24 protein-coding genes and 1 other RNA gene are annotated in these 26,734 nt (G+C 42.0%); 6 read left to right on the top strand and 19 right to left on the bottom strand.

The window, feature by feature from the left end:
- Positions 1–2: 2 nt before the first annotated feature.
- From rsmB to RFK25_RS04045, 6 genes are all read right to left on the bottom strand, one after another.
- Positions 3–1,316, bottom strand: a complete 1,314-nt coding sequence (rsmB, locus tag RFK25_RS04070) for a 16S rRNA (cytosine(967)-C(5))-methyltransferase RsmB (protein WP_332411685.1) — start codon at positions 1,314–1,316, stop codon at positions 3–5.
- A complete protein-coding gene (gene fmt / locus RFK25_RS04065) occupies positions 1,306–2,241 on the bottom strand; it encodes a methionyl-tRNA formyltransferase (protein ID WP_332411682.1) in 936 nt (311 codons plus the stop codon). The genes rsmB and fmt overlap by 11 nt, the downstream gene beginning before the upstream one ends.
- A 140-nt stretch (positions 2,242–2,381) precedes the next feature.
- The gene (locus tag RFK25_RS04060) at positions 2,382–4,772 is read right to left on the bottom strand and encodes a primosomal protein N' (protein ID WP_332411681.1); all 2,391 of its coding nucleotides are present in this window, start codon (positions 4,770–4,772) and stop codon (positions 2,382–2,384) included.
- 69 nt (positions 4,773–4,841) lie between these two features.
- On the bottom strand, positions 4,842–5,156 hold the full coding sequence (gene rpoZ, locus RFK25_RS04055) for a DNA-directed RNA polymerase subunit omega (RefSeq protein WP_172091773.1): 315 nt from the start codon (positions 5,154–5,156) through the stop codon (positions 4,842–4,844).
- Positions 5,157–5,188: 32 nt separating this feature from the next.
- Positions 5,189–5,809, bottom strand: a complete 621-nt coding sequence (gene gmk / locus RFK25_RS04050; RefSeq protein WP_043025413.1) for a guanylate kinase — start codon at positions 5,807–5,809, stop codon at positions 5,189–5,191.
- Positions 5,810–5,928: 119 nt separating this feature from the next.
- Positions 5,929–7,542 (bottom strand): ribonuclease Y, encoded by a 1,614-nt coding sequence (locus RFK25_RS04045; RefSeq protein ID WP_332411674.1) that lies wholly within the window; start codon positions 7,540–7,542, stop codon positions 5,929–5,931.
- Between the two features lie 128 nt (positions 7,543–7,670).
- On the opposite strand from RFK25_RS04045, the gene RFK25_RS04040 reads away from it, so the two are divergent.
- Positions 7,671–8,153: an S-ribosylhomocysteine lyase gene (locus RFK25_RS04040; protein WP_172054340.1), complete on the top strand. Its 483-nt coding sequence runs from the start codon at positions 7,671–7,673 to the stop codon at positions 8,151–8,153.
- 46 nt (positions 8,154–8,199) lie between these two features.
- Here the strand turns inward: RFK25_RS04040 and RFK25_RS04035 are convergent, their stop codons facing one another.
- The 5 genes from RFK25_RS04035 to RFK25_RS04015 form a co-directional block, all read right to left on the bottom strand.
- Positions 8,200–9,639: a cell division site-positioning protein MapZ family protein gene (locus RFK25_RS04035; RefSeq protein WP_332411671.1), complete on the bottom strand. Its 1,440-nt coding sequence runs from the start codon at positions 9,637–9,639 to the stop codon at positions 8,200–8,202.
- A gap of 12 nt (positions 9,640–9,651) precedes the next feature.
- A complete protein-coding gene (locus RFK25_RS04030; RefSeq protein WP_332411670.1) occupies positions 9,652–10,815 on the bottom strand; it encodes a THUMP domain-containing class I SAM-dependent RNA methyltransferase in 1,164 nt (387 codons plus the stop codon).
- A 53-nt stretch (positions 10,816–10,868) separates the two neighbouring features.
- Positions 10,869–11,232, bottom strand: an RNA gene (gene rnpB / locus RFK25_RS04025) — RNase P RNA component class B.
- Positions 11,233–11,252: 20 nt separating this feature from the next.
- On the bottom strand, positions 11,253–11,579 hold the full coding sequence (gene gpsB, locus RFK25_RS04020; RefSeq protein WP_105118551.1) for a cell division regulator GpsB: 327 nt from the start codon (positions 11,577–11,579) through the stop codon (positions 11,253–11,255).
- A 70-nt stretch (positions 11,580–11,649) separates the two neighbouring features.
- Positions 11,650–12,189, bottom strand: coding sequence for a DUF1273 domain-containing protein (locus tag RFK25_RS04015; RefSeq protein ID WP_332411669.1), 540 nt, complete (start codon positions 12,187–12,189; stop codon positions 11,650–11,652).
- A gap of 65 nt (positions 12,190–12,254) precedes the next feature.
- Here RFK25_RS04015 and recU point away from each other — a divergent pair, with 65 nt between their 5' ends.
- The 3 genes from recU (at position 12,255) to rsmG (ending at position 15,894) form a co-directional block, all read left to right on the top strand.
- Complete coding sequence (recU, locus tag RFK25_RS04010) at positions 12,255–12,872, top strand: Holliday junction resolvase RecU (protein ID WP_332411667.1); 618 nt, start codon at positions 12,255–12,257, stop codon at positions 12,870–12,872.
- Positions 12,853–15,081: a penicillin-binding protein PBP1A gene (gene pbp1a, locus RFK25_RS04005; protein ID WP_332411666.1), complete on the top strand. Its 2,229-nt coding sequence runs from the start codon at positions 12,853–12,855 to the stop codon at positions 15,079–15,081. Before recU ends, pbp1a begins: the two co-directional genes overlap by 20 nt.
- Positions 15,082–15,180: 99 nt before the next feature.
- Positions 15,181–15,894, top strand: coding sequence for a 16S rRNA (guanine(527)-N(7))-methyltransferase RsmG (rsmG, locus tag RFK25_RS04000; RefSeq protein WP_332411664.1), 714 nt, complete (start codon positions 15,181–15,183; stop codon positions 15,892–15,894).
- 28 nt (positions 15,895–15,922) lie between these two features.
- Here the strand turns inward: rsmG and RFK25_RS03995 are convergent, their stop codons facing one another.
- The 8 genes from RFK25_RS03995 to RFK25_RS03960 form a co-directional block, all read right to left on the bottom strand.
- Positions 15,923–16,756, bottom strand: a complete 834-nt coding sequence (locus tag RFK25_RS03995) for an energy-coupling factor transporter transmembrane component T family protein (protein ID WP_332411663.1) — start codon at positions 16,754–16,756, stop codon at positions 15,923–15,925.
- Complete coding sequence (locus RFK25_RS03990) at positions 16,753–18,426, bottom strand: ABC transporter ATP-binding protein (RefSeq protein WP_332411662.1); 1,674 nt, start codon at positions 18,424–18,426, stop codon at positions 16,753–16,755. The genes RFK25_RS03995 and RFK25_RS03990 overlap by 4 nt, the downstream gene beginning before the upstream one ends.
- A gap of 110 nt (positions 18,427–18,536) precedes the next feature.
- The gene (locus tag RFK25_RS03985; RefSeq protein ID WP_332411659.1) at positions 18,537–19,859 is read right to left on the bottom strand and encodes a 5-methylcytosine restriction system specificity protein McrC; all 1,323 of its coding nucleotides are present in this window, start codon (positions 19,857–19,859) and stop codon (positions 18,537–18,539) included.
- Entirely contained in the window at positions 19,843–21,819 is a 1,977-nt protein-coding gene (locus RFK25_RS03980; RefSeq protein WP_332411656.1) for an McrB family protein, read from the bottom strand. Before RFK25_RS03980 ends, RFK25_RS03985 begins: the two co-directional genes overlap by 17 nt.
- A gap of 84 nt (positions 21,820–21,903) precedes the next feature.
- Positions 21,904–22,884 carry an oxygen-dependent tRNA uridine(34) hydroxylase TrhO gene (gene trhO, locus RFK25_RS03975; protein ID WP_332411653.1) on the bottom strand — a complete coding sequence of 327 codons (981 nt, stop codon included), beginning with the start codon at positions 22,882–22,884 and terminating at the stop codon, positions 21,904–21,906.
- A gap of 112 nt (positions 22,885–22,996) precedes the next feature.
- Positions 22,997–23,923, bottom strand: coding sequence for a hypothetical protein (locus RFK25_RS03970; RefSeq protein ID WP_332411651.1), 927 nt, complete (start codon positions 23,921–23,923; stop codon positions 22,997–22,999).
- Between the two features lie 156 nt (positions 23,924–24,079).
- The gene (locus tag RFK25_RS03965; protein WP_332411649.1) at positions 24,080–24,628 is read right to left on the bottom strand and encodes an ECF-type riboflavin transporter substrate-binding protein; all 549 of its coding nucleotides are present in this window, start codon (positions 24,626–24,628) and stop codon (positions 24,080–24,082) included.
- A 20-nt stretch (positions 24,629–24,648) separates the two neighbouring features.
- Positions 24,649–25,497 (bottom strand): SAM hydrolase/SAM-dependent halogenase family protein, encoded by an 849-nt coding sequence (locus RFK25_RS03960; RefSeq protein WP_105118561.1) that lies wholly within the window; start codon positions 25,495–25,497, stop codon positions 24,649–24,651.
- A gap of 232 nt (positions 25,498–25,729) precedes the next feature.
- On the opposite strand from RFK25_RS03960, the gene RFK25_RS03955 reads away from it, so the two are divergent.
- Together RFK25_RS03955 and RFK25_RS03950 are read left to right on the top strand one after the other, a co-directional pair.
- A complete protein-coding gene (locus tag RFK25_RS03955) occupies positions 25,730–26,254 on the top strand; it encodes a hypothetical protein (protein WP_332411646.1) in 525 nt (174 codons plus the stop codon).
- Position 26,255: 1 nt separating this feature from the next.
- The gene (locus RFK25_RS03950) at positions 26,256–26,471 is read left to right on the top strand and encodes a helix-turn-helix domain-containing protein (protein ID WP_332411644.1); all 216 of its coding nucleotides are present in this window, start codon (positions 26,256–26,258) and stop codon (positions 26,469–26,471) included.
- Positions 26,472–26,734: the final 263 nt, after the last annotated feature.

Genomic DNA, 26,734 nt, shown 5'->3' with positions numbered 1-26,734 from the left:
TTCTAGGATTTTCTTCTAAATTGACCAATGAAAAATCCATCCGTCTGGTATTGTTCAGGGGTAATCAACAGGCAGCCATCCACCATAATATCTGCTCGCGGATGTTCTAACAGAACCTGCTCAAAATTGGGATGGGTTTGTAAAAACTCGTCAATAACCTCTTGATTTTCCTTAGCAATAATCGTACAGGTGCTATAGGTAATTATACCACCGATTTTTAGGCTTTGACAAACGCTATCCAGTATTTGTAATTGAATGGATTTAAGCGAATCAAAATCCATAGCCGCCTTGTTGTAACGAATATCAGGCTTACGTCGAATGAGTCCAATACCTGAACATGGGGCATCCACTAGGATTTTATCAAAGGTATCTGGACCAAATTCCTCATGAACACGACTGGCATCCAAACGTTTGGTTTCAATCTTATCTACTAGCCCTAATCGTTTGGCATTTGCTTCAATCAAGGTCAGTTTATGCTCGTATAAATCAAGGGCAATAACTTTACCACTTGTTAAATAGCTGGCCATGTGACAGGTTTTTCCACCAGGGGCTGCACAGGCATCCAAGATTGTTTCATCTCCTTGAAGCTTCAAAGTCGGTGCCACCAACTGACTGGTTTCATCTTGAATGGTAATTAGCCCTTCTTTAAAGTAATCCGTAGCCGCAAAATGTCCATGGGATTTAACCAATCCAACTGGCGATAACAGCGAATGTTGGGCACCTAATTCCTCTGCCAATTGCTCCACTTGTTGACCATCCGTCACGCGTACGCTAGCCTTATTCCGAATATGCAGACTTTGGAAAATCTTCTCTGCACGTTCATCGCCATATTCTGCAATCAAGGTTTGGACCAACCAAACTGGCACAGAATACTGAACGGATAGACGTTTGTTCTTTCTTTTAATATCTGCAGGTTTCGGCAAGGAATCCTGACTAAGCTTACGCAAAATGGCATTGACAAATTTGTCAGTTCCAGGCTTTCGCTTGGCAATATTAACCGCCTCGTTGACAACTGCATGAGTTGGAAGTTTATCCAAATAAAGCATCTGGTAGAGGCTCAACATGAGGAGATAGTAGACCCAAGTGTCCAACTTTTCTCTATCTTCGATAAAATGCGCCAAGTACCACTCTAGCGTGATTTTACGAGAAACTGTCCCATAGACTAGCTCCGTCGTCAATCCCCTGTCCTGTACAGATAAACGAGAAGATTCTAGGGCCTTATTGAGAGCGATATTCGAGTAAGCTCCTTGTTCAAAGACGTCTTCCAGTACAGATAAGGCTAGACTTCTGGCTGTTTCATGTTTATTAACCACCAAATTGATCTCCTACTACAATCTCTCGACCTGCACCATTTAAAAAGTCTGCAATGGTCATTTTTGGCTTACCAGCTGGCTGGACAGTTTTCAGTGAAAGGGCTCCCAGACCTGTTGCAACGACCAATTCTTTCTTACTTCGAGCAATCACTTGACCGACTGGACCGGAACCAGCCACTTCAACTGCTTCTTGAATTTTAAACCGTTCGCCTTGCCAATAGGTGTGGGCAACTGGCCATGGGTACATACCGCGAATCTGATTGAAGAGTTGACGGGCTGACTTGTTCCAATCAAGCACTTCTTCTTCTGGCTGAATATTTGGCGAGAAAGTCACTTGTTCTGGATTTTGGGCTACTGGCTTCACATCCCCAGCAATATAGGCTGGCAAGGTTTGCAATAGCAAATCCCGTCCAACAACAGCCAACTTTTCAAACAAGGTGCCAACATTATCTGTTTCTTCAATAGCAATGCTATCGCTAGAAATCATGTCACCAGCATCCATTTCCTTAACCATTTCCATGATGGTTACGCCGGCACGTTTATCACCGTTAATTAGAGCATAATGAATAGGGGCACCGCCACGGTATTTAGGAAGAAGAGAGGCATGAACATTGACCGCAAAGTCAACTGAGTCCAGTAATTTAGTCGGTAAGAATTGTCCAAATGCAGCTGTCACAATCCCGTCTGCACCCAAGTCCATCAGGTCAGCCATTTCATGACTTCCTGATAACTTTTCTGGCTGAAAGACTGGTAAATCATGCTCCAAGGCTACTTCTTTCACAGGTGTCATTTGGATGACTTTTTTACGACCAACAGCTCGATCAGGCTGGGTAACAACAGCCAGGATTTCATACTGGTCATCCGCCAAAAGACCTTTTAAGACTGTTGCTGAAAATGCTGGTGTTCCCATAAAAATCAACTTTGTCATCTTTGCTTTCTCATCTCCTTTACTCTATAAGGTTTCTACTAATTCTATTATCCCTTAATTATACCATTTTTGCTTATTTTTTTCTTAATTTAGGGTGAAACTGCTGAATAAAATCAAAAAATGCAAGGCCTATCCAGACCTTACATCATATTCTGCGGTTCATTATCAATAATCAATCGCAAATCTTGGTTCTCTCTCTCCTGCGTCCAATCCAAAATCTGATTAAGCACCTCTTCCAATCTGTCTTCATAACGGTATTTCAAGATAATCTGGTAATGGTAGAGATTATGTGTTCTAGCAATGGGCTTGGGCGTTGGTCCCAAAATTTGAATAGCATCCGTTAAGTGTTGACGGAGAAAGGCAACTGTCTCATAGGCTTTTTTCACGACAAATTCTTCCGACTTGTGCGAAAAGGTTAGACCAACTGTAAAATAATATGGCGGATAGCCAAGATTTTTCCGAATGCCCATCTCATAGCGATAGAAACCTTCATAGTCCTGCTCTTTGGCAAAAGCAATGGCATAATGATTTGGGTTGTAGGTCTGAATCAGGACCTCTCCTTCCTTATCAGCTCGACCTGCCCGACCAGCTACCTGAGTCAGCAACTGGAAGGTTCGCTCAGAAGACCGAAAATCAGGCAAATTCAGGGCCGTATCAGCATTGAGCACCCCAACCAGCGTTACATTTGGAAAATCCAAGCCCTTGGCAATCATCTGGGTTCCCAGAAGAATATCCGCTTCCCCTCGCCCAAACCGTTCGAGCAAGTCTTCGTGAGCTCCTTTTTTCTTGGTGGTATCTACATCCATCCGCAAAATTCTAGCCTCTGGCAAGAGCTCCTGTAATTCATCGTAGGCCTTTTGCGTACCAGTTCCATAGTAACGAATAGAGGAACTCTGGCAGTTTGGACAAATCTGGGGAATTCCTTTTTGAAAACCACAGTAATGGCAATTCATGGTTTTTGTATCCATGTGAAGCGTTAGGGAAATATCACAGTTAGGACACTGGTCCACAGTCCCACAATCCCGACACATGACAAAAGAAGAATAGCCACGCCGATTTAACATGAGAACAACCTGTTCCTTACGAGCCAACTTTTCTCTAATCTTGTCAATTAAAACAGGGGTAAAATTACTAGCCTCCTGCTGACCGATGTAATCACGGAAATCCACAACTTCTACTTCTGGAATACGAGCCAAGGGATTGGCCCTCTGGTTAAGAGTCAGTCTTCCATAGACTCCTCGACTAGCCCGAGCCCGTGATTCAAGGCTAGGCGTAGCTGACCCCAAAACCAAAGTAGCCCGATTGTAGTCTGCCCGCAACTTTGCCACATCACGCGCATGATAGCGTGGATTGCTGTCCTGCTTGTAGGTCGCCTCATGCTCCTCATCAATGATGATAACACCCAAATTGGTCAGAGGAGCAAAGATAGCCGATCGAGCCCCGACAACCACCTGGGCATTGCCTGCCTCAATCTTTCTCCACTCGTCATACTTCTCTCCATCCGACAGTCCAGAGTGGAGAATGGCGACTTTCTGACCAAAGCGAGAGATGAAGCGATTGGTCATCTGAGGGGTCAAGGAAATTTCAGGTACTAGCATAATAGCGGTTTTTCCCATTTTCAAGACCCGGTCAATGACTTGCAGATAAACCTCCGTCTTCCCAGAACCTGTCACTCCTTGCAGTAGAAATGTCTGACTTTCCTGACCGATAGAGGCCACAATCTCACGAACCGCAATCGCCTGCTCTGGATTCAATTCCAAGGCTTGCGTTTTTTCCACCTTATCAAAAACTCCCTGAGTCCGCGAAACTTCCTCCTCCCTGACTTCAATAAAGCCTTTTTCTTGAAAATAGCGGAGCGTATCAGCTGAATAATCCGATTTTAGATTTAAAAGGAGCTGGTCTTCCGAGTGTTCCAGCAGAAATTCTCTTAATCGCTGCCGTTTTTTAGCCCGATTGCTAATATCTGCATCCTGCAATTTATCTAGACAAACCCGGTACCATTTTTCTGTCTTGATTTGCTTTTTATCCTTGGCCACATAATCCACCAAGATTTTCCCTGACTGGGCCAGACGCATAATTTTCCCTTGCTCTTTCACGTCCAAGTCAGAAAAACGGATTTGCTCCTTATCACCAAACAGACTAATCTGCTCTGCCATTTCCAAGCCATGCCCCGGTCTGAGCAATTTATCATAGGTGGAATTGAGCAAGCTGGGCAACATAGCCTTCAAGAGAGTAATTTTGTAGGAAAAGACTGACTTTCTCATCTGGTCAGCCAACCAAAATTGCTCTTGATTGAGAACAGGACTATAGTCCAAGACTTCCGCAATCTCTTTCAAATCCTGCAAATCAAGTGCATCCTCTTCATCAACCAATGCTACTACAATCCCTTGAATCAGCCGATTTCCCTTACCAAAGGGGACATGGACTCGTACACCAACCATAAGCCCCTCTTCCAACTCAGCAGGAATCCGATAAGAATAAGCTTGATCGGTCTGCATCAAGGGGACATCTACAATAACTTGTGCTAACATAGGACCTCCTTTCTTTCAATGTCCATGAGTGAAAAGAAACCCGGATGGCAAGCCCAACCGAGTTTTTTATTAAATCTTTTCGCCTTCTTCTTTTTCTTTGGCGATTTGTTCTTTGATTTTCTTCTCTTCTTCTTCTGCCAGACGTTTCGCTTCTTCCGCACGGCGACGAACTGCCTCACGTTTTGCTTCTGGATCTGGGTGAATAACCACATTGCCTGATTCAATTTCTTCCAAAGCACGAAGGGTTGACTTTACGGAAGTAAAGTCTTGAGTTGGTTTTGCGCCAGCTTCCAATTCATGGGCACGTTTTGCCTCAAGAATAACCAAGGAATATTTAGATGGTACCTTGTCCAACAAGGTATCGATAGATGGTTTCAACATCATAGTTCTATTCTCTACTTTCTATTAAGGTTCTATTACTTGTTCACATCACGAATCATTTCATCATAACGACCGATTACGCGATCGACACGGAAATGCTCTGCTTCGATAATGCGTTTGACACGTTCTGCTGCCAAAGGAACTTCATCATTGACAACCGCATAGTCATACTCACGCATGAGGGCAATCTCTTCCTTGGCACGTTCGATACGTTGCGCAATGACTTCCTCACTGTCTGTCCCACGACCAACCAAGCGGTCTTGCAATTCTTCTAAATCTGGTGGCGTCAAGAAGATGAAAACTCCATCTGGAACCTTTTTCTTGACTTGAAGAGCTCCCTGTACTTCAATTTCCAAGAAAACATCAATACCCTTATCAAGTGTTTGATTGACATAGGTCAAAGGAGTTCCATAGTAATTGCCAACATACTCAGCATATTCCAACATCTGACCCTGACGAATCAAATCCTCAAACTCCTCACGGCTACGGAAGAAATAATCTACCCCATCAACCTCTCCAGGTCTCTGTGGACGTGTCGTCATGGACACAGAATATTCAAATTTATTATCCGAACTCTCGAAAATTTCCTTTCGAACCGTTCCCTTCCCAACTCCCGACGGGCCGGAAAATACGATGAGTAAGCCTCGCTCTTTCATGATATCTCCTTTAAAATCTTTCATTCTAGTGTAACAAAAATCCCTAGGAATTTCAACTGATTTTAAATGAGCAGGGTATTTTTTCAAACAGAAAGGGAGCTGACTGGGCTCCCTCTGCATTATTTAGCAATATCTGTTGCTCTTGTTTCTCGAATGACCGTGATCTTGATATTTCCTGGATAATCCAAGTTATTCTCAATTTTTTCACGAACATCGTGAGCCAAGATAGTAATTTGATCATCTGAAATTCTATTTGGATGAACAATAATCCGCACTTCACGGCCTGCTTGAATCGCATAAGATTGTTTAATTCCATCAAAGCTATTAGCAATTTCTTCCAGGTCTTGTAGGCGTTTGATATAGGCCTCCATAGACTCACGGCGAGAACCTGGACGAGCTGCACTCAAGGCATCCGCTGCTGCTACAATAACCGCTATAGTACTTGTAGCCTCGACATCACCATGGTGACTGGCGATAGTGTTGACCACAATCGGGTGTTCCTTGTACTTCTTAGCCAACTCTGTACCAATTTCAACGTGGCTACCATCAACCTCACGGTCAATTGCCTTACCAACATCATGGAGGAAACCTGCACGTCGAGCCAAGTTGACATTTTCACCCAACTCAGCGGCGAGGACACCTGCCAATTTAGCCACTTCAATCGAGTGACGGAGGACATTTTGACCATAAGATGTACGGAAGTGCAAACGTCCCATAATTTTAATCAAATCTGGGTGAAGATTCGGTGCGCCCACTTCATAGGCAGCAGCTTCACCATATTCACGAATGCGGTTGTCCATTTCCACGCGGTGTTTTTCAACCAACTCCTCAATACGAGCCGGATGAATCCGACCATCTTGAAGCAAGGTTTCCATGGTCATACGAGCAATCTCACGACGAATGGGGTCAAAACCCGAAAGGACTACGACTTCTGGCGTGTCATCAATGATAACATCGATACCGGTCAAACTTTCAAAGGTACGAATATTACGTCCTTCACGTCCGATAATTCGACCTTTCATGGCATCATCCGGCAGGTGAACAGAGGTAATAGTCTGCTCAGCTACATATTCACCTGAAATCCGTTGCATAGCCTGGGCCAACAAGTCCTTGGCCATCTTATCCGAACGTTCTTTGACCTCACGCTCTGCATCTCGGATTTGAGTTGCAATCTCATATGTCAACTTATCGCGTGTATCTGTCAGGATAATATCTTTCGCTTCTTCCTGACTGAGTGCTGCCACACGTTCCAATTCTAGAGCCTTTTGCTCTTCCAACTTAGCAACTTCTTGCTCACGCTCATCAATGTGTTTAGATTTATCCGTTAGACTTTGTTCTTTTTGCTCCAAAGTCTTTTCTTTAGTCGTCAAATTGTCATCTTTTCGATCCAAATTGCTGGCACGTTCGGTCAAACGCACTTCAATTTGTTTCAATTCTTGACGCTCTGACTTAAATTCTTCTGCGATTTCTTCTCGGTACTTACGAGCCTCCTCCTTAGCTTCCAAGAGTAATTCTTTTTTCAAGGTCTGGCGGTCACGTTCAGCTGTTTTTAAAATAGCTTCTGCTGCTTCTTCCGCACGACCACGAACATTACTAGCTTCTTGTTCTGCATTTAAAAGGGTTAATTCTGCAGTTTCTTTTGCAGATTTCATCTTCAAAGAAATGGCAAAGTAGCCAATTACTAAACCAATGAGAGCAGAAACAAAAGTCACTACAAGTGTAATGATTTCCATATTTCTACCTCTTTTTTAAATTCGATTTTCACAAAATCTGTATCTATTTTACCATAATTGAACCGATTTCACAATTCCAAATTAACAAATATGTTATAATAAATTCATCACATAGTTTGGAGGAACAAATGAAAAAAGAAGTTACTGTTGAAAGTTTTGAATTGGACCACACTATTGTAAAGGCTCCTTATGTCCGCTTGATTTCAGAAGAAGTTGGTCCAAAAGGGGATATTATCACAAACTTTGATATCCGTCTAATTCAGCCCAATGAAAATGCCATGGATACAGCTGGTCTGCATACTATCGAGCATCTCTTGGCCAAACTCATCCGTCAGCGGATTGACGGTCTGATTGACTGCTCACCGTTCGGCTGTCGTACTGGTTTCCACATGATTATGTGGGGCAAGCAAGATCCAGCAGAAATTGCTCAAGTCATCAAGGCAAGTTTGGAAGAAATCGCAGATGGAATTACTTGGGAGGATGTCCCTGGAACAACCATTGAATCGTGTGGCAACTACAAGGACCACAGCCTCCATTCAGCTAAAGAGTGGGCAAAATTGATTGTTTCACAAGGTATTTCAAGCGATGCCTTTGAAAGAAAAACGATTTAAGTAAATAGGGTATAAAAAAAGCGGGTTAACCGCTTTTTTGTTTTACTTAATAATCCAATGCATCCGCATGACCGGAGCCATTACCAACAAAGTAACCTGTCTTACAGTTAATCGAGAAGAGATAGCTACCGTCTGGCGTAAACATATTGTAGTAACCATTTCCGTTAATGATGTTCACTTTTTCCAAGATATATTGGTTGCCTGTGATATAACCACGCTGTTGAGAAATAGCTACAATATTTTCTAGAATACCAGGATTAAATGTCCAAGCTTCGTTATTAACATCGTCAATCATGGCTTGATTGTAAGGAACACGGCTGCGATCACGCTGTAGAACTACCCCTTCTGGTACAGGGATCCCGTAAATAGTTGCTGCTCCACTAATAGCACCAGCAACGCCATCACTGACTACCGCACTCTCGGTTGAGGCTGGAGCAGTGGTTTCTGCTGTTGTCGAATCAGTCTGAGAGTTTTCAGCTGGAGCAGCAACTGCTTCGGTAGAGCTAGCAGCAACTTCCTGTTGAGAACGCCCAAAATTGACCACAGAAGCCAACAAGCTATCCACTGAGCTAATACCCGTGTTGGTAGCTGAAAGACTGGCATCTGCTTTAACAGTAGCAGTAGTATCAATTTCACCATTTACGATAACTTCTTTATCAAATTGCCCATTGATTGCCTGAATAGCTGCAATGGCTTTCTCAAGGTTATCGTACTGTTCCTTGGCTTTTTTATAACTATCCGAATTTTTGTCCATCTTGTCCAAGAGGGCCTTCAACTCCGCCAATTTACCAAACTCAGAATTCTTCAACTTTGTCAAACTACTATCTGTAAAGAAGCTAGCATAAAGTTGTTCAAAGGCTAGGCTATTGGCATCTGCCGAGCTGTTTGCAGAAGTCGAAGTTTGGCTAGTACTTGAACTACTAGCTGTTTCCGTGGTCGATTTATTTACTGAGTTCAACCACATGAAAGCCGTTGCTAAGATAGTGACAAAGAGAGCTGCTAAAGCTGACCAAAAATAGATTTTTTTCTTTCTATCCTTCTCTGCTTCCTCTGCCTGTCCCCAATCATCATCCACTTCTTGTTCTTGGGAAACAGTCGCTATACTGTCAACCACTGCCGCACCTGCAACAATTGTTTCTTCCAAAGGAGCAGTCGGTACTTTTACCTGCTCAGTCATATCCTTGCCAACTACAAGAAGTTCATCGTCCAATGCCGTCGAAAGACTAGCTGTCTGAACCGTATCTACTTTTTCATCAGCAGAAGACTCTACCAGGGGCAAATGATTAACCTTTGTTTCAAATTTTTGAGATTCGATTTCATCACGGTGTTGCTTGATATAACGATCCAAAAGACTGTCATCCTCAGTCACACCTGCTTCGATTTCCTTATGTTTCTTTACGGCTTCTGCAATGGTTAGATCCTTAGCTACTTCAAAATCCAAAACTTTCTCATTTTCCAAGGGTAGCTTATTCTTATTTTCTTCCACGATATCCTCCTATTATTTCTCTTCTACCATTTGACGCTTGACACGTTGACCAAAAAATTGATACAAATCTACTTTTAAGGTACCATTATATAATTTTCTCTTTTTATCAGCCTGCCTACCAAAACGCTTCTCGAATTGCTCATCACTGGTCAAAATAAACTTAGACCAGGTTGCTAAGGGCTCAAAGGTTTGTCCCATCTCACGATAGAGCGTGATGATTGCGTCATCATCCAACAAACGTTCTCCATAAGGTGGGTTTGAAATGATAACACCATTGATTTTATCCGTCCGCAGATCCTGAACTCGCATCTGTTTGAAAACAATGTCCTGATCTACTCCAGCCGCAAAAGCATTTTTCTTGGCAATTTCAACCATACGAGCATCGATGTCTGAACCCGCAATATCCAAGACCAAATCTGATTTAATAGCAGCCCGAGCTTCTTTTCGTACATCTGCCACTAACTGGTCATCAACCCATGGCCATTCTTCAAAAGCAAAGGAGCGTTTCAAGCCAGGAGCCATATTTTTGGCCAGCATGGCCGCCTCAATACAAAAGGTTCCTGAACCACAAGTTGGATCAATCAAGGGTTTATCAGGATACCAGTTAGATAACTGTAAAATAGCAGCCGCCATATTTTCTTTGATCGGTGCTCCACCTTTTTCCACCCGATAGCCACGCTTGAACAAACTTGAACCAGTCGTATCAATCATGATTGTTGCCACATCCTTCAAGATAGACACTTCAATCTTGAACTCTGCCCCAACTTCCTGGAGCGGCACTCCCTCTGGACGAGAGAAGTGTTTTTGTAATTTCTTAACAACTGCTTTTTTCGAAATAGCCTGTACGCTCGGCTCATTGTGTAACTTGGATTTAACACACTTGGCCTTGGAAATTGGAAACTTGCATCCCAAAGGCAGATAATTCTCCCAATCCAAACCAAAGACCCCTTGGAAGAGCTCTTCAAAGGTTCTTGCTGGAAATTGACCAACAATAATTTTTACCCTGTCCGCCGAACGTAGCCAAAGGTTGGTTTCGATAATCGCCTTCACATCACCCTCGAATCGTACACGACCATTTTCCACCTGGCACTCATAACCGAGATTGCGAATTTCACGACCAACAACTGCCTCTAGGCCAGCTGCAGCGGTCGCAATCAATTCAAACTTTTTTTTCATTTTTTTCCTTCTAAAATAAAAGCTAGCAAAGCTAGCTACCTATTTATGCAATTTTCTGTAAGCCATGTTTTGTTCCAGTGGTACTAGGTTCTACCACCTTCGATAATCATCTGTCTACTGTTTTCACAGTCAGGATTTCAGTTCAATTCCATCCATCCCATGCCCCGACCAAAGTTTGGGTTGCTAGCTTGAGGGGTTTACCGCGTTCCATTTTTTACGTTTCCATAAAAACTTCGTCACTGTGGCACTTTCAGGTCTACTTTGGCATATCTGATGACGTAGCCATTTTAACCGCCGTAACGTTACCAACGTCCCTAGGCTTATTGATTCGCCTAGCACAAACACTACCGGCATCGCAGCCAGTGCTAGCATGGACTTTCCTCATGGTAGAAATCTACCACGCGATTATCCAAAAATTGCACGCAATTCCTATATTATTAGTCTTGAACAATTTGTTTGCCGAAGACTTCTTTTTCCAGACGATTTAAGCGACGAAGAATATCAAAGTTTGTAGCCGAAGATGGACGTTCCGTAGGAAGCACATCTTTTACTTCCTCAACAGCAGCAACTTTAGGAGTGTTTGCTACCTGAGCTTTCAAGCGAGCAATCTCGCCTTTCAACTCCTTGATAATAGCTTCGTAGGCATCATAATCCTTCATGATTTCATCTAAAAAGTCATTGACTTCGTCTTGGTCGTAGCCACGGAAACCGACTTTAAAATCTTGTTCAAAAATATCTTTAGTTGTAAATTTAATACTTGCCATTTCTCTCTCCCATATCTAAAACATCACTAGTCCTATTATATTAAAAAAAATAGGGAAAAATCAAGTCAAATCACTCAGAATTTGAAAAATTTTCTGCCACCTCGTTCAGTTGTTCAAAGGTAAGCTTTTTTCTATCATACTCCTCTTTTTTTAAGACTTGATGATATAAATATTTCAAATTAGTTTCATTTTCAGAATCGTAAAACAGATAGATTCCGTCAGTATTATCCACTAAAAATTTATTGTAATCTTTAAACTGACCAGGATTTTCATAACGAGGATAGGCATACTTAATGAAATCAACCTGTTTGAAGCGCTGCAATTTCAGCTGATTACCTTCATTCCAATGTTCTCCATGGTTTTCAAACATGAAAATAGATGCTATTTGAAACTCATAACCTTCTGAACGCAATTCCTCTAAAACTTCCAAGGTCCAATATTCAAATCCCAATTGACCTGTCAGGACAAACCAGGTAACTCCATCCTCCAAAAATCGAACAAGATCCTTCTTGATAGCCAACTTTATAATAGCTAACCGTGGATCCTTTTCCGTAAAAATACCTACATCTGTATGCTTGTAACCTGTTATCAAAAGGCTCTTAGTATCCATTCCTTGTACTCTTTTCACTTATTGTGGTATAATATGCTGATATTATTTTATCAAGAAGGAGTTCTATGGTCAATTATCCTCATAAGATATCTAAAAAAATCAATAGAACCAATTCTGTTTCATCTCAAAAAATTAGCTTCGCAAATCGAGGGATGTCCTTTGAAACTGCTATCAACGATAGCAATCTATACTACCTAGCTCACGAGATTGCGGTTATCCACAAGAAACCGACTCCTGTGCAGATTGTAAAGGTTGATTATCCGAAGAGAAGCCGTGCGAAAATTGTAGAGGCCTATTTTCGACAGGCATCTACAACTGATTACTCAGGGGTTTTCAGGAAACATTATATTGATTTCGAAGCCAAGGAAACGCGACAAAAAGCATCTATGCCTATGAAGAATTTTCATGAGCATCAGATTGAACACATGAAACAGGTTGTAAAGCAGGGTGGCGTATGCTTTGTTCTTCTTCACTTTTCAACGCTAAAAGAAACCTATCTCTTACCTGCCGTTCACTTGATTGAATTCTACCAAGTAGATAAGGGAAGCAAATCCATGCCTCTCTCTTTCATTCGACAATTTGGCTTTGAGATTCAAATGGGACGCTTTCCAAGCGTACCCTATCTGGAAGTGGTTGAAAAAAATTTATTAGGTGGTGACTCTTTTGAAAACTACAAGTATTAAAAAAACTCTCCTAGTAGTTGCAAACGTCTTATTAGCTGGCTTTATTCTTACCTTTCTAGTCGGTTCACTCTTGGTAGGTTACTGGATAGTAACAGCTCCCAAGTTGACCGAGGAAAGCTTGACAGCCACAGTATCCAGTAAGATTTATGACAAAAACGGAAGTCTGATTGCTGACCTGGGAGCAGAAAAGCGTTCTAGCGCCAAAACCGAAGAAATTCCGACTGATTTGGTCAATGCCATCGTTGCGATTGAAGATCAGCGTTTCTTCAACCATCGAGGTGTGGATGTTATCCGTATCGCTGGTTCTTTGGTTAACAACCTGACAGGTGGACGCTTACAAGGTGGTTCAACACTGGACCAGCAGTTCATCAAACTGACCTACTTCTCAACTTCTTCCGAGGACCAAAACATCAAACGGAAAATCCAAGAAGCCTGGTTAGCAACCCAATTGGAAAAAGACAAGACTAAGCAAGAAATCTTGACCTACTATGTCAACAAAGTCTTTATGGCCAATGGAAACTATGGTATGAAAACTGCTGCTAAGTCATATTATGGGAAGGACTTAAAGGACTTAAGCCTGGCTCAACTAGCCTTATTAGCAGGTATGCCGCAAGCTCCTAACCAGTATGACCCTTACACCAATCCAGAGGACGCTAAAACACGGCGGGACTTGGTACTGGCTGAAATGTTGGAAGAAAAGTACATCGATAATGCCCAGTACGAGCAAGCAGTACTGACTCCTGTCACAGATGGTCTACAGGCCCTAACTAATGAAACAGCTTATCCTGCTTACATGGACAACTACCTCAAGCAAGTCATTGAAGAAGTAGAAGCAAAAACAGGCTACAACTTATTGACTACCGGTATGGATGTTTATACAAACGTAGACCCTGCTGCACAACAGCAATTATGGGATATCTACAATACGGATATGTATGTTGCCTATCCTGATGACTTGATGCAGGTAGCCTCTACGGTTGTTGATGTTTCAAATGGTAAGGTTGTCGCACAGTTGGGTGGCCGCCATCAAGCAAGTAACGTTTCCTTTGGTACCAACCAGGCTGTCGAAACCAACCGTGACTTTGGTTCGACCATGAAACCCATTACCGACTATGCTCCTGCTTATGAACACGGCATCTACACTTCAACGGCTGACATTATCGTTGATGGACCTTACAATTTCCCTGGCACAACTATCCCGGTCAATAACTGGGACAAGCAATTCTACGGATCCATTTCAATCAAGACAGCTGTTCAGTATTCACGTAATGTGACAGCAGTCAAGGCTCTTGAAGCAACTGGACTAGAAAACTCCCTGGCATTCTTGAACAGTATCGGCATTGATTATCCAGAAATGCACTACTCAAATGCGATTTCTAGTAACACTTCCGATACAGGTCGTCAATATGGTGCAAGTTCTGAGAAAATGGCTGCAGCCTATGCTGCCTTCGCCAACGGCGGAACTTATTACGCTCCTCAATATGTCAATAAAATCGTCTTCAGCGACGGAACCGTTTCTGAGTTTGCTCCTCAAGGCACCCGTGTTATGACGGAAGAAACAGCCTACATGATGACAGATTTGATGAAATCGGTATTGACCTATGGCTACGGTTATAACGCTACCGTCAGCGGTATCCCAATGGCAGGTAAAACAGGTACGTCCAACTATACCGATAGCGAAACAGATACTATCCTAGCTTCCATCCCTGAGGCAAACTACAGCTATATGGTTGTACCAGATGAGAACTTCGTCGGCTATTCTAGCCAATATGCTATGGCTGTTTGGACTGGCTATACCAATCGTATGACCCCTATCCTAGATAATGGTATGAGGATTGCCACCGACGTTTATCACCATATGATGGCCCATATGCATTCTGACTATACTGCTACCGAGTGGGAAGTGCCAAGTAGACTTGTACGATACGGTTCAAACTACTATTTGAGAGGTAGCCGTTCGCTAAACAATGCTTACAATAGCTACAACAATAGTAACAACAACTACAATACAAGCAGTAGCTCAACAACGCCAAGTTCGAGCTACACTGAAACAACAAGTGAACAGAGTGTTCAAAGCACCACTACGGAAACAGCGAGCACTGTAAACACTACCGAAACTACTGCAGTTGAAGCTAGCGGCGCTGAAACCACAACAGCTTCAACACCAGCTGCTACTACAACATCCTCTGAGCAAACGGATGGACAATAAACAAAAAGAGGTTGGGCCCAAAGTCTTACCTCTTTCTCTATCCCCGATAACTCTAGCCCAACTCTCCACAATTTCAAAAATTTATGGTAAGATAAAACTATGAAACCTGAAGTATTTTATAAGACCTTGGTGGACCAAGGCATCCAGCTAACTGACACCCAGAAACAACAATTCCATCGCTATTTTCAACTCTTGGTAGAATGGAATGAGAAGATCAATTTGACAGCAATAACTGAAGAAGAGGACGTCTATCTCAAGCATTTTTACGATTCCATAGCCCCCATTCTACAAGGACACATTCAAAATGCCCCCCTCCGTTTACTGGATATCGGAGCTGGAGCTGGTTTTCCAAGCTTACCCATGAAAATCATCTATCCTCAATTAGATGTGACCATCATCGACTCCCTCAACAAGCGGATCAATTTCTTGCATCTATTGGCTGAGGATTTGGGTTTGAAGAATGTGCATTTCTATCATGGGCGGGCTGAAGATTTTGCCCAAGATAAGCAATTTCGTGCCCAATTTGACCTGGTTACAGCTCGGGCAGTTGCTCGTATGCAAATCTTGTCAGAATTGACCATCCCATACTTAAAGCTCAATGGCAAACTCATCGCCCTCAAGGCCTCCAGTGCTGAGGACGAATTGGCTCAAGCTAAGAACGCCCTGACTCTCCTTTTTGGTAAGGTCATTGAAAACGTTGACTATCAATTGCCAAACGGCGACCCTCGCACCCTGACCATTGTAGAAAAGAAAAAGGAAACTCCCAATAAGTTTCCACGTAAGGCTGGTATGCCAAATAAACGACCACTGTAAAAGGAGTTTCAGGCGAAACTCCTTTTCTCTATCTCCACGGGTTGTAAAAACGTCCACCATTCACAAATAAAAGTCCGATTGTAATGAGAATTAGCATAAAAATAAGGGCTAGAACCAGATAATCAATACTTTGCAAGGCTTGGTAGCTATACCAGGTTCTTTTTTTATTTTTCCCGAAACGTCGCAATTCCATGGCTGTTGAAATGGTATCAATCCGCTCTAAGGAACCAAAAATCAAGGGGATGACCAGAGCTAGATTGCCCTTAATGCGGTCCATTAACTTACCTTTCTTAGATAACTCCAAACCACGCGCTTCCTGAGACATCCGAATGGTATAAAATTCCTCCTGAATATCTGGGATATAACGCATGGTCAAACTAACCGCATAGGCCACTTTATAGGAAACTCCAATCTGATTTAAGCTTGAAGCAAACTGGCTCGGATGGGTTGTCATCAAAAAGACAAGAGCCAGAGGCACTGTACAAAAATATTTCAAGAGTAAGTTAAACAGATAAAAAAGCTGCTGATTAGTCAAGGAATAGGGACCCCAGCCAGAAATCAAAACCGTTTCCGCACCATAGAGCTCCACTCCATATCTGGGTGCAAATAGATGCACCATCAGGGCATTTAAGAGGGCAAAAACAATTGTAAACAGCAGAACAAGGGACACATCCTTATAGCGAATACCGGATAGTTTGAATAAGGCCAGCGAAAAAAGAGCTATAAAGGCAATCAAACGGGTATCGTAGGTCACCATGGCAAGAATAGTCACAATCAGGAAAAACAAGAGCTTGGTAACAGCAGACAAATCATAAATGATGCCTCTTCCTTTATGGTAACCAATTAAATGTTGTTGGCTCATAGCTCCCTCCTTTCTTCCTGCATATAGAGCATGGTCAATTCCAGTGGGTTTACTGCCAAGCGTTCTGCCAAGTGAAATATAGATGTTTCCTTCAAATTGGCTTCTTCAATGACCTGGCTATCTGACAAGATTTCTGCTGGACTAGCATCTTCGATAATCTGTCCATCCACGACAACAATAGCCCTATCTGAATAATCCAACATCAACTGCATATCGTGGGTAATCATCACAATGGTATGTCCTTGAGCATTTAGTTGATCCAAGAAATCCATCATCTCCTGGTAATGACGTTGGTCCTGACCAGCCGTTGGTTCATCCAAAAGAATAATCTCTGGATTGAGCACCAAGATAGAGGCAATGGTCACCCTCTTCTTCTGACCATAGGATAAGGCTGAAATCGGCCATTTGCGGTACTGATACAAACCGCAAACTTCCAAAATCTTGAATACCCTAGACTCAATTTCTTCTTCCGCCACTCCCCTCATTCGCAAACCAAGGGCTACCTCATCAAAAATCATGGTCTGGCTGATCATCTGATTAGGGTTCTGAAGGACGTAACCAATCCGCTCCGCTCTCTCCTTGACAGAATCATCCTTAATGGATTTACCCTGCCACAATATCTCCCCATCAGGTTGAATAAAGGCACACAAGGCCTTGGCCAAGGTTGATTTACCAGCCCCATTTTTTCCGACGATGGCCAAGCGTTCACCCTTATGTATCTTCAAATGGATATCTGAAAGAATGACTCTATTCGAGTAGGCAAATTGCAAATTGCGGGCTTCAAGTAAGACTTCCTTTTCCACTTCTGTCAAGTTGGCACTTGGGAGTTGACCCATTTCTAAAGAACCTAGTTCAAGTTCCCAGACAGAAGAGAGATGAGTTGCTCTTTCAATTGGATAACCCAAGCCTCGTAAGGTGGAAATATAGAGAGGCTCACGGATGCCGTTTTCTCTTAATAGACTTGTCTGCAATAGCTGATCTGGATGACCATTGAAAAGAATACGTCCATCGTTTATCAGCACAATTCTGTCTACATGTCGATAAAGGACATCTTCCAAGCGGTGTTCAATGATAATGGTCGTCGTTCCTTCCTGTCCATGCAAACGATCAATCAAGTCAATGGTATCCTGCCCAGATTTGGGATCTAAGTTGGCCAAAGGTTCATCGAATAACAAAATAGGACTTTCATCAATCAAGACCCCTGCTAAGCTGACCCGTTGCTTCTGACCTCCCGAAAGATCCTGGGGACGATGGTTGAGCAATTCATTTAGTTCCAAGCGTTCTGCCCAATCATGAACTCGTTCTTTCATGGTCGCCAAGGTTTCCATGTCATTTTCCAGTGCAAATGCCATATCTTCAGCAACAGAAAGCCCAATAAACTGACCATCCGTATCCTGCAAGACAGTGCTGACCAAGAGAGATTTTTGGTAAATGGGCTGGTCAAAAGCAGACTGCCCCATCAACTTGAAATCTCCAGAATGGGTTCCCTTATGGATATTTGGAATAATCCCGTTTAAGACTTGACCGAGAGTGGACTTGCCCGATCCAGATGGTCCAATAATGAGAACCTTTTCCCCCTCGAAAATGGTCAAATCAATCTCATGTAAGGTCGCTTCCGTCTGCGCATTGTATGTAAAAGAAAAATTCTTGAATTCGATGACTTTTTTCATATTCCTATTATATCAGAATCCAGCATGAAAAAAAGGAAGAATTCTCCCTTTCTCTCAATCCATGAGCTATGACGAACGATGAGAAAAATCATCTCTAAGCTCTTCATCTCTCACTCAGCTTTTTCTACAAAAAATTTCAAAAAAGCTTGCTCATTACTTTCTATCTGCTGGCAAAACTCTTTAAAAGAAGATGAGTCTTGAGGAATAACCAAACCTACTTTTTCAACAATAACAGGCTCGCTTCGTTTCCGACCGATGCCTTCTAACAATTCGTATCGCTTATTCTCTTCATTTTTTCCAGCATAAGGAAAGAGATAAAAGCCTTGTTGAGCATTAAATCGATACATATAGGCAACTAGCTGCAGGTAGTCCGCTCCGTTAATATTTTCGAGCGGTTTATACTTAGCATCCGCAACAATTGACCGATCTGATACAGCAACAAAGTCTGGGTATATCCGCCCATTTCCACCTTGAAACATGGAAAAACTGCCACTTTTAGCTTTATTTCTAGGGTGAAGAAAAACTTCCCCCAACAGTTGTGCCAGGTATTCTTCCCAGAGCCAGGCCACATCAAATAGAATACCTTGTATCTTCTGTTCACTTTGACCAATACCATGCATTTGACCCCTTAAAATCATGAGACAGAGTTTCTGTAGGGATCTGTATTCATGAAAATATGCATGACGAACCGGTGTAAGCTGGTTTTGATAGATTGTGTAGCTCCTGTCAGAAAATTGGTAACTTGGTGTTGCTCGAATGACTACCTCAACATTCTCTCGATCTTTTGATTGAAATAATTCAAATGAACGTGATAGCGGATGAGACTTGATAAACTCAATGGTATGCCGTATCAACTGCATTAAATTATTATCAAAAGAAAACTCTCTGGTGTTGTAGGCAATCCTGCCCTCAAACGGTATACTATTCTTCAGTTGACGGGCGACGTCCAAGGCACCTTTCATGTTCGCATCATGATATTGAAATCGACGGTACTCTTTATAGAGGCCTTTTCTCATGGCCGCTTGAAGAAATGAAGGAAACAGGTAAATGTAAAGCTGATAAAATTGTTGCTCAAACGAAAGTGAGGTTTCCAAGTTAGTCACATTCAGGTGGAGAACTTTTTGTAACATATAATGTAAAAAATAATCTTCAGTATCATTTTGAGCAAAGCGGGAATGAATCGTCACTCTTTCTGGACCACATCCAATAAATCCAATGACATTCCCAGTTCGTAAAGTATCATCAACCGTCTCAAATACTTTATCGGATTTTTCAAGATCCGAAATTTCTTGCCAGCTAGTTGGAAATAAGAACAGGCCGTGTTCTTTTGATAAAAAATCCAAACTTCTATCTACCAACTGTTCTGTCAATTGGGGGTACTTATCTTTAAAGGTAGTTTTAGAAATTCCTCGTTGGTTATCCGTTATCCACATAACCTGTATCCTCTAGTTTATCAAAAGCAGCTTTCAACCCTTCTAACACTTCTGCTTCTTGGTAGCTACCACGCAGGTATTCCTCCAATAAAGGCTGTATATAATCCTTCCAAAACAGGTCATAATCATAGTCAAGTTGAGGTAAAACTAAAAAGTATGATGGTCCGATATGGTAGTTTCGGTTGAGATCCGCCACATTTTCAATAGCATTATTCAAATTTGTCAAACGGCGGCTGGCTTCTTCAATCTTACTAGCATCCAACTGATTCTCCCACATACCTAAACTTTCTGCAGCGGTTATTTCCACAAAGCGAAAACGGCGTCGCATGGCGAAATCAAAACTATCTACCGAACGATCAATATCATTCATGGTACCGATAATATAGACATTTTCAGGAATATAAAACTTTTCTTCCCCTTCATGCATATTGGCATACTGAGTCGAAATTTCTCCCTTCTTGCCACGATAACCAGGATCAATAGCATAGAACAACTCACCAAAAATCTTAGAAATTTCTCCACGGTTGATTTCATCGATGATAAAGACGAATTTTTTGTCAGATTTAATATCTTTAGGCGCTTGATAGGGTTTTAGACCAAATTTATCTTGCATTTCTTGGATAATCGCTTTGCGATAGGTATCAAAGCCACCTTTGGGCGTTCCTGGTAGGCCACGGTAAACATTATAACATTGGTTGCGGTTATAGAATCGACTACCCGATTTTTTCTCAGTGACTCCAGGCATGCCCCCTCTTTCATAGGCTTCTAAATTCATCGGTTTGCCTGTGAGTGTCTTCATCTTGTAGCCTTCTGGTTCTTCAGAAACCGCCTCCCAAAACGTTTCCCAAGCCTCGTCAAAATTATCCTGCCCTCCCGATTTTGAGGATGCAATGGCCTTTTGACAAAATTCTTTGAAAATTCCAGGCTTGATGTCAAACTTGATTTCTCCAGAATCATCTTTTACCGGTCTCAATCCTTCCACAAAATCTGTGTAATCATAGGAAGGGTGAAATTGAACAAAGCCAATCTGTTCTGGATTCCCACCCGTTAACTCCTCTGCAATCTGTTTTGCTAAATAGGTCTTCCCAGTACCTGGAGCACCACGGAGGATGAGGTTGTGGGAAGCAAGTAGACTATTCATATACATTTTAAATTGTGGTTTTATTCTTGTTTCAGCCATTTCATCTCCCTCATAAAAACTAAGAAAATCATCGTAAAACTTTTTTAACCTAGCGTCTGGCTCTCGCTCTGAGTGCAAATCTAAATCATCAATCTTATATTCCTTTCCTAAATCACTGATCTGGCCATCTGCATTCCACTTTACCAACTTGAAGCCAGTTACCTTATACTCTTCAAATATAAGACGAATATTGATCCAACTATCTCCTAATTTGGCAGTATACTTATATCCAATATAAGGTGCAGTTTGACAGCCGGTTCCCGTCTTCGGCCCAAATTGCCCCCTCTCCCCCATCTTAATTTTATATGGAATACCACCAATTTCTATCGCTGGATAAATCGCGGCAGTTCCCTCTAAGCGTTCTGTACGCCCCTCTGTCATCCTAATATTCATGTTGGCCTGCTCTACAAAAGCTGATAATAGATCCTTAAACTTTTGATAAGTACCTCCTTGCCAATCTCCATTTTTAACCCCCTCATACGATTTTCGGATAAAGGGAAGGACAGCCACCAAGTCAGCTTCTGATTTTATAATGTAATCTGCATCAATAGCCCACCCATGTTGTTTAGGGGCAATGGTAAAAAATCCCTTCTCCTGACTAGATAGGAATCGAGAAAGAATGACTACCTTTATCCCCACTCTACTCTTGGAGATTTGTATGAAATTACGTTTTTTTCCTTTCTCATTTTTTACGCTAAAGGCTGTGTAACTACCGGTTTCATGCTGAAGGGCATCTGGAAACTCTTCTTTTAGTTTGCTCAACACATCTGATTCATCCATCTCATTTCTTCCTTTCACCTGATTGGCATAAAAAATCCCTACTATGTCATTATATCATAGCAGGAACTTCTTATCTATTATATATTATACCAATACTGGTAACTCTTCACCAATTGCTTCTAAACGCTCTACCCATTCTTGGCGGGTCAAACCGTTTTCAGTGATATAACGGTTGCGTTCGTGGGCACGGCATTCAGCTGAACAGCCACGAACATACTTGTGCTCGTTTTCTTCTGACATGAGGGTACGGCGGTTACAGAATGGGTTGCCACAGTTGACATAGCGTTCACATGGTGTGCCATCAAACCAGTCCTTACCAACAACAACTGGGTCTACATGGTTGACATCAACTGCAATACGCTCGTCAAATACGTACATCTTACCATCCCACAATTCGCCACGGACCTCTGGGTCTTTACCATAGGTTGCAATACCACCGTGAAGCTGACCTACATCCTTGTAGCCTTCACGAACCATCCAACCTGAGAATTTCTCACAGCGAACACCACCAGTACAGTAAACAACCACGCGCTTGTCCATGAATTTCTCTTTGTTATCACGGACCCATTGTGGCAACTCACGGAAGTTGCGGATGTCTGGGCGGATGGCACCGCGGAAGTGACCAAGGTCGTACTCGTAGTCATTACGGGTATCCAAAACAACTGTATCTTCGTCCAAGAGAGCTTCTTTGAACTCTTTTGGTGACAGGTAGGCACCTGTTGTTACAAGTGGGTCGATGTCGCTGTCGAAGTCGTTGTCTTCCAAACCAAGGTGAACAATTTCTTTTTTATAGCGAACAAACATTTTCTTGAAAGCTTGCTCATTTTCTTCGTCAATCTTAAACCACAAATCACTGAACAATGGGTTTGCATGAACATAGTCCATGTATTTTTGTGTTGTTTCGTAGTCACCAGAAACAGTACCGTTGATTCCCTCATCAGCAATCAAGATACGGCCTTTTAGTCCGATAGACTTACAGAAAGCTAAGTGCTCAGCAGCATACTCTTTGGCATTTTCAATTGGAACATACTTATAGTATAACAATACGCGAATGTCTTTTGACATGATTTCTCCTTCTCAATCTTTGCAATAGATGATAGAATTTTGACTTTTCTAGTCAAAGTCACCTTTCATTATATCGCTTACACCGTCAAAAAACAAAAATCTGAACTGAAAATTATTCTTCCAATTCAGATTTGAGTTGTTTTAATCTTTCCAAGGCATCATCACTGATGAGTTGGCCCACCTGGCGCCTGTGGCGCTTGGCAATATTCTTCTTCCACTTGTCCTTTATGGGATCGGTCTGCTTAGCCCTATTTTTCGGCAGCTCCACTTTCTCCTTCTCTTGCCACTCCACATCTTTCACTATCTCTTTCCAATAGTTGACAATAGCAGAGCAGAGATAGGCTTGTAGTAAGCTCAGCCATTTTCCAACAAAAGTCGACGGTGGTCTATCCTCAACCAAGCGATAGGTCCTTTGGAGTTCAATGAGCTGGGATTGATATTTTTCCCACTGAAGCATGGATTTACTCGGTTTTTTACGATAGAGTTGGCTGTGCCTAATGACCTCTATATAGGGAGCTACAAATCGGCTAATCCGTATTTTGAGAGAGGAACGGGAAAGGTAGGTTGCAGTCAATAAACCTGATGCTAGGAGGCGTTCCACCTCCCTAGCCTGATTGTCAGGGAAACGATAGTGGACCAAACAGCTAGCCTCTTCTTCCTCAATGAGCAAACGGACCTGTAACCTGCCCTTATGCCAACTAGCGAAAATATCCTGCTTAGCATCCCAAGCTTTCTGAAAAAATTGTAGCAAGTAGTAGCCTTGTTTGGTCAAGACATACCAACTTCCCTCTTGATAGAGGTAGTTTCGAATAGCCCCCTTCATGTAAAATTCCCCATGAAAATCATAGAAGGTGGGTTGTTTGTAGCTTGAGGTAGATGGATGATTACTGATGCGAAAGACCTTGTAATAAATCGTATTCCATAAAACACATATATAGAGAGAATCTGTCGTTCCAGACTGATAAATGGTTAAAATCTCCTCGCCTGGATTGAGAATAGAATGAATAAGGGGAGCTAGATTTTCTTCTGTCCAAGCCATACATCACTCCTCCCTTCATCTGATAATCTCTGTTCTTTTATATTATTATATCATATCGTTAATATCTTTCTCAAAAAAATCAACCTAGAAATTTTCTAGGTTGATAGTAACATTCGGTTTTTATTCTATTTTTGACAGTCCTGTTCGAGAAAGTTCTTAATCTTTTGACAAACTACCTGTTTTCGTTTGCGAACGAGCATAAACTCCAAGAAGAATTGTACCAGCAATGGCTATTGTAATACTATTGACAATCCCAGCTACCAAACCCTGAGTGAATACCTTATTTGCTGCTTCACTATAGATAACAATATCCAATACTGGAGCGATAATTCCCCAGGCAATAACATTAGCAACTACTTGGAAGATATTGAAAACCACAATATCTTTTCCTTCAAAAATCCCTTCCTCAACACGAAGACGATTTTTTGCAAAGCCTAGCACCAATCCAAAAACTGCTGAAGCTAGTACCCAAGACCACCAAGGTGAACCACCTCTTAGCGCATCAATAAAGGCATGACCAATTAGTCCTACAAAGAAACCAACAATTGGACCAAAAACAATTGACAAGAGCGATTGAACTGCATATTGCAATTGAATATAGGTGTTCGGAACAAAGGTAGGAATGCTAATCAGCAAGCCAATGACAACAAAGAGGGCAGCACCGATACCGGTAGCAACGACTGTTTTGATAGAATTATTTTTCATAAAATTCTCCTTCATTTTCTTTAATTACTAATGCGTTTGATTTCGATATGCCAGTTTTGACCGACACCGACATTATAGGCCTTGGCAAAGGATCCTTGGTTAATGGCCAAGCCCACTCGATAGAGTGAATTGATATAGAGCAGGGGTTGACCGATGCGGACATCCGCAAAAGACTTGCCATAGGTCACTTGGTTTTGATAGACCAACATGTCGTTGTTGTAAATGGTCACTTCAAAACGGTCCTCAAATTGCGGCTTCAAGGTATAAAATTCCTCACGTGTGATAGATGTCCATAGTGAACCAAAGCGAACATCCAAGATGTCGATAGCTCCTTTGACAAAGTCTGGTCCAACTTCTGTCGGAACGGTTGGAATTTCAACAATATCTGCCACCTGCAACTCTGGTCCAACTTCTTCAAAACTGATATGACCTGAGGCTAATTTTGCACCCGTATAAGCATAAACATCACGACCATGGAAAGTATAGGAATGCTCCGTGTTGGCTCTACGATTGGCTACTTCTGAAATTTCACGAACAGCCTTAATGCCCACATGTTTCTTGATGAAAGAAAGCGTTCCGTTATCCGGGGTAACGATATAGTGGTTTTGTTCCGTCAAAGCCACCACACTTTTACGCTTAGAGCCTACTCCTGGGTCAACAACAGATACAAATGTCGTGCCTTCTGGCCAATATTCAACTGTCTGAAAAAGACGGTAAGAGCCTTCGAAAATATTGTAGGGTGTAATATCGTGGGTGAGGTTGTGAACAACTAGGTCACGCGACTCCTGAAGAGCCACACCAATCATAGCTGACACGGCACCATCTACTAGACCAAAGTCCGATTGTAAAACAAGTAAATTATTTGACATAGCTCCTCCTAAAAATGATACTGTTCTATCATATCAGAAAAGTTACAAGCTTTCAAATAGCTATTTTCTAGGGATGGTTATAGTTATCTATTATAACTAGATAATGCTACAAACTTTCTCAGTCACACAAAAAATAAATTTTTTAAAAAAACGCTTGCATTTCAAAAATTATTGTTTTATAATAATTTTACAGATAATATTATCATAAAACAATAATAATCGGAGGTTTGCTATGAAAACCAATCTACTCAAAACAGCTGGCATTGTGGCTGCTTGTGTTCGCTATTTCTTCTATTTAACCATTGCTCTTTATACCATCTTTACATTGGCTGGTCTTGGAGGCGACTCCTTTGCGATAGACTCTTGGGAATACTCCTTTAATAAACCCATTGACCAGATCAGTGTCTGGCTCATTCTTTTAACGACTGGATTGATCTTAGTTGTCTTGGCGGCACTCAGTCATATTGCCCACTTGATTCAAAAGTTATGTAAATTGCTTCTGGAAGAAGATTATTTCGCTTCAGCTAGTCTGGAACTTTATCAGAAGCTCTTCATCAGTTTGCTCGTCCTGACTGTTGGGCAATTTTGCCTAACCAGCTTGATCGCCTTGACAAATGTTGCTGGACCAAACAACTTCCTCAATCTGCGTTGGTCAGATTTCATCCTCAATGCTCTCTTTATCTTCCTGACTTATTTTGTCTGGACCTTAGTACAAAAGGGGCAACAATTAGCAACTGAGAACAGTGAGTTTATCTGATATGGAAATGATTCGCGTAAACTTAGACAAGGTCCTCAAAGACCGACAAATGACTTCCAAGGACTTGGCAGAGCAAGTCGGCATCACCGAAGCCAACCTGTCTATTCTCAAAACAGGCAAGGCCAGAGGCATTCGTTTCAACACCCTGATGAGTATTTGTCGTATTCTAGACTGCCAGCCAGGGGATATTTTGGAATATGTGGATGATGAAGAGTGATAGAGTTCTCCTAGATTTAAGGCTGCAAAGAAAACCAGCTACCGCTAGTTCTCATTTCCAACCTTTTAATAAAAATAACTGTCCCCCGGACTTTTGAGTATAAAGAAAACTGCCTGCCGGCAGTTCCAATCTCCAACCTTTTAATAAAAATGACTGTCCCCCGGACAGTCATTTCAGACTGAAGACAAAGTCCTTAGAATTTATTTTCTAAGGGCTTTTCTTCGTATTTAGGAGTATAATATAATAAAAAGGACTTGTGAGGT

This window comes from Streptococcus sp. SS-4456 (assembly GCF_036680365.1).
Classification (GTDB): Bacteria; Bacillota; Bacilli; order Lactobacillales; family Streptococcaceae; genus Streptococcus.
This window is presented reverse-complemented; position numbering and strand designations above follow the sequence as displayed.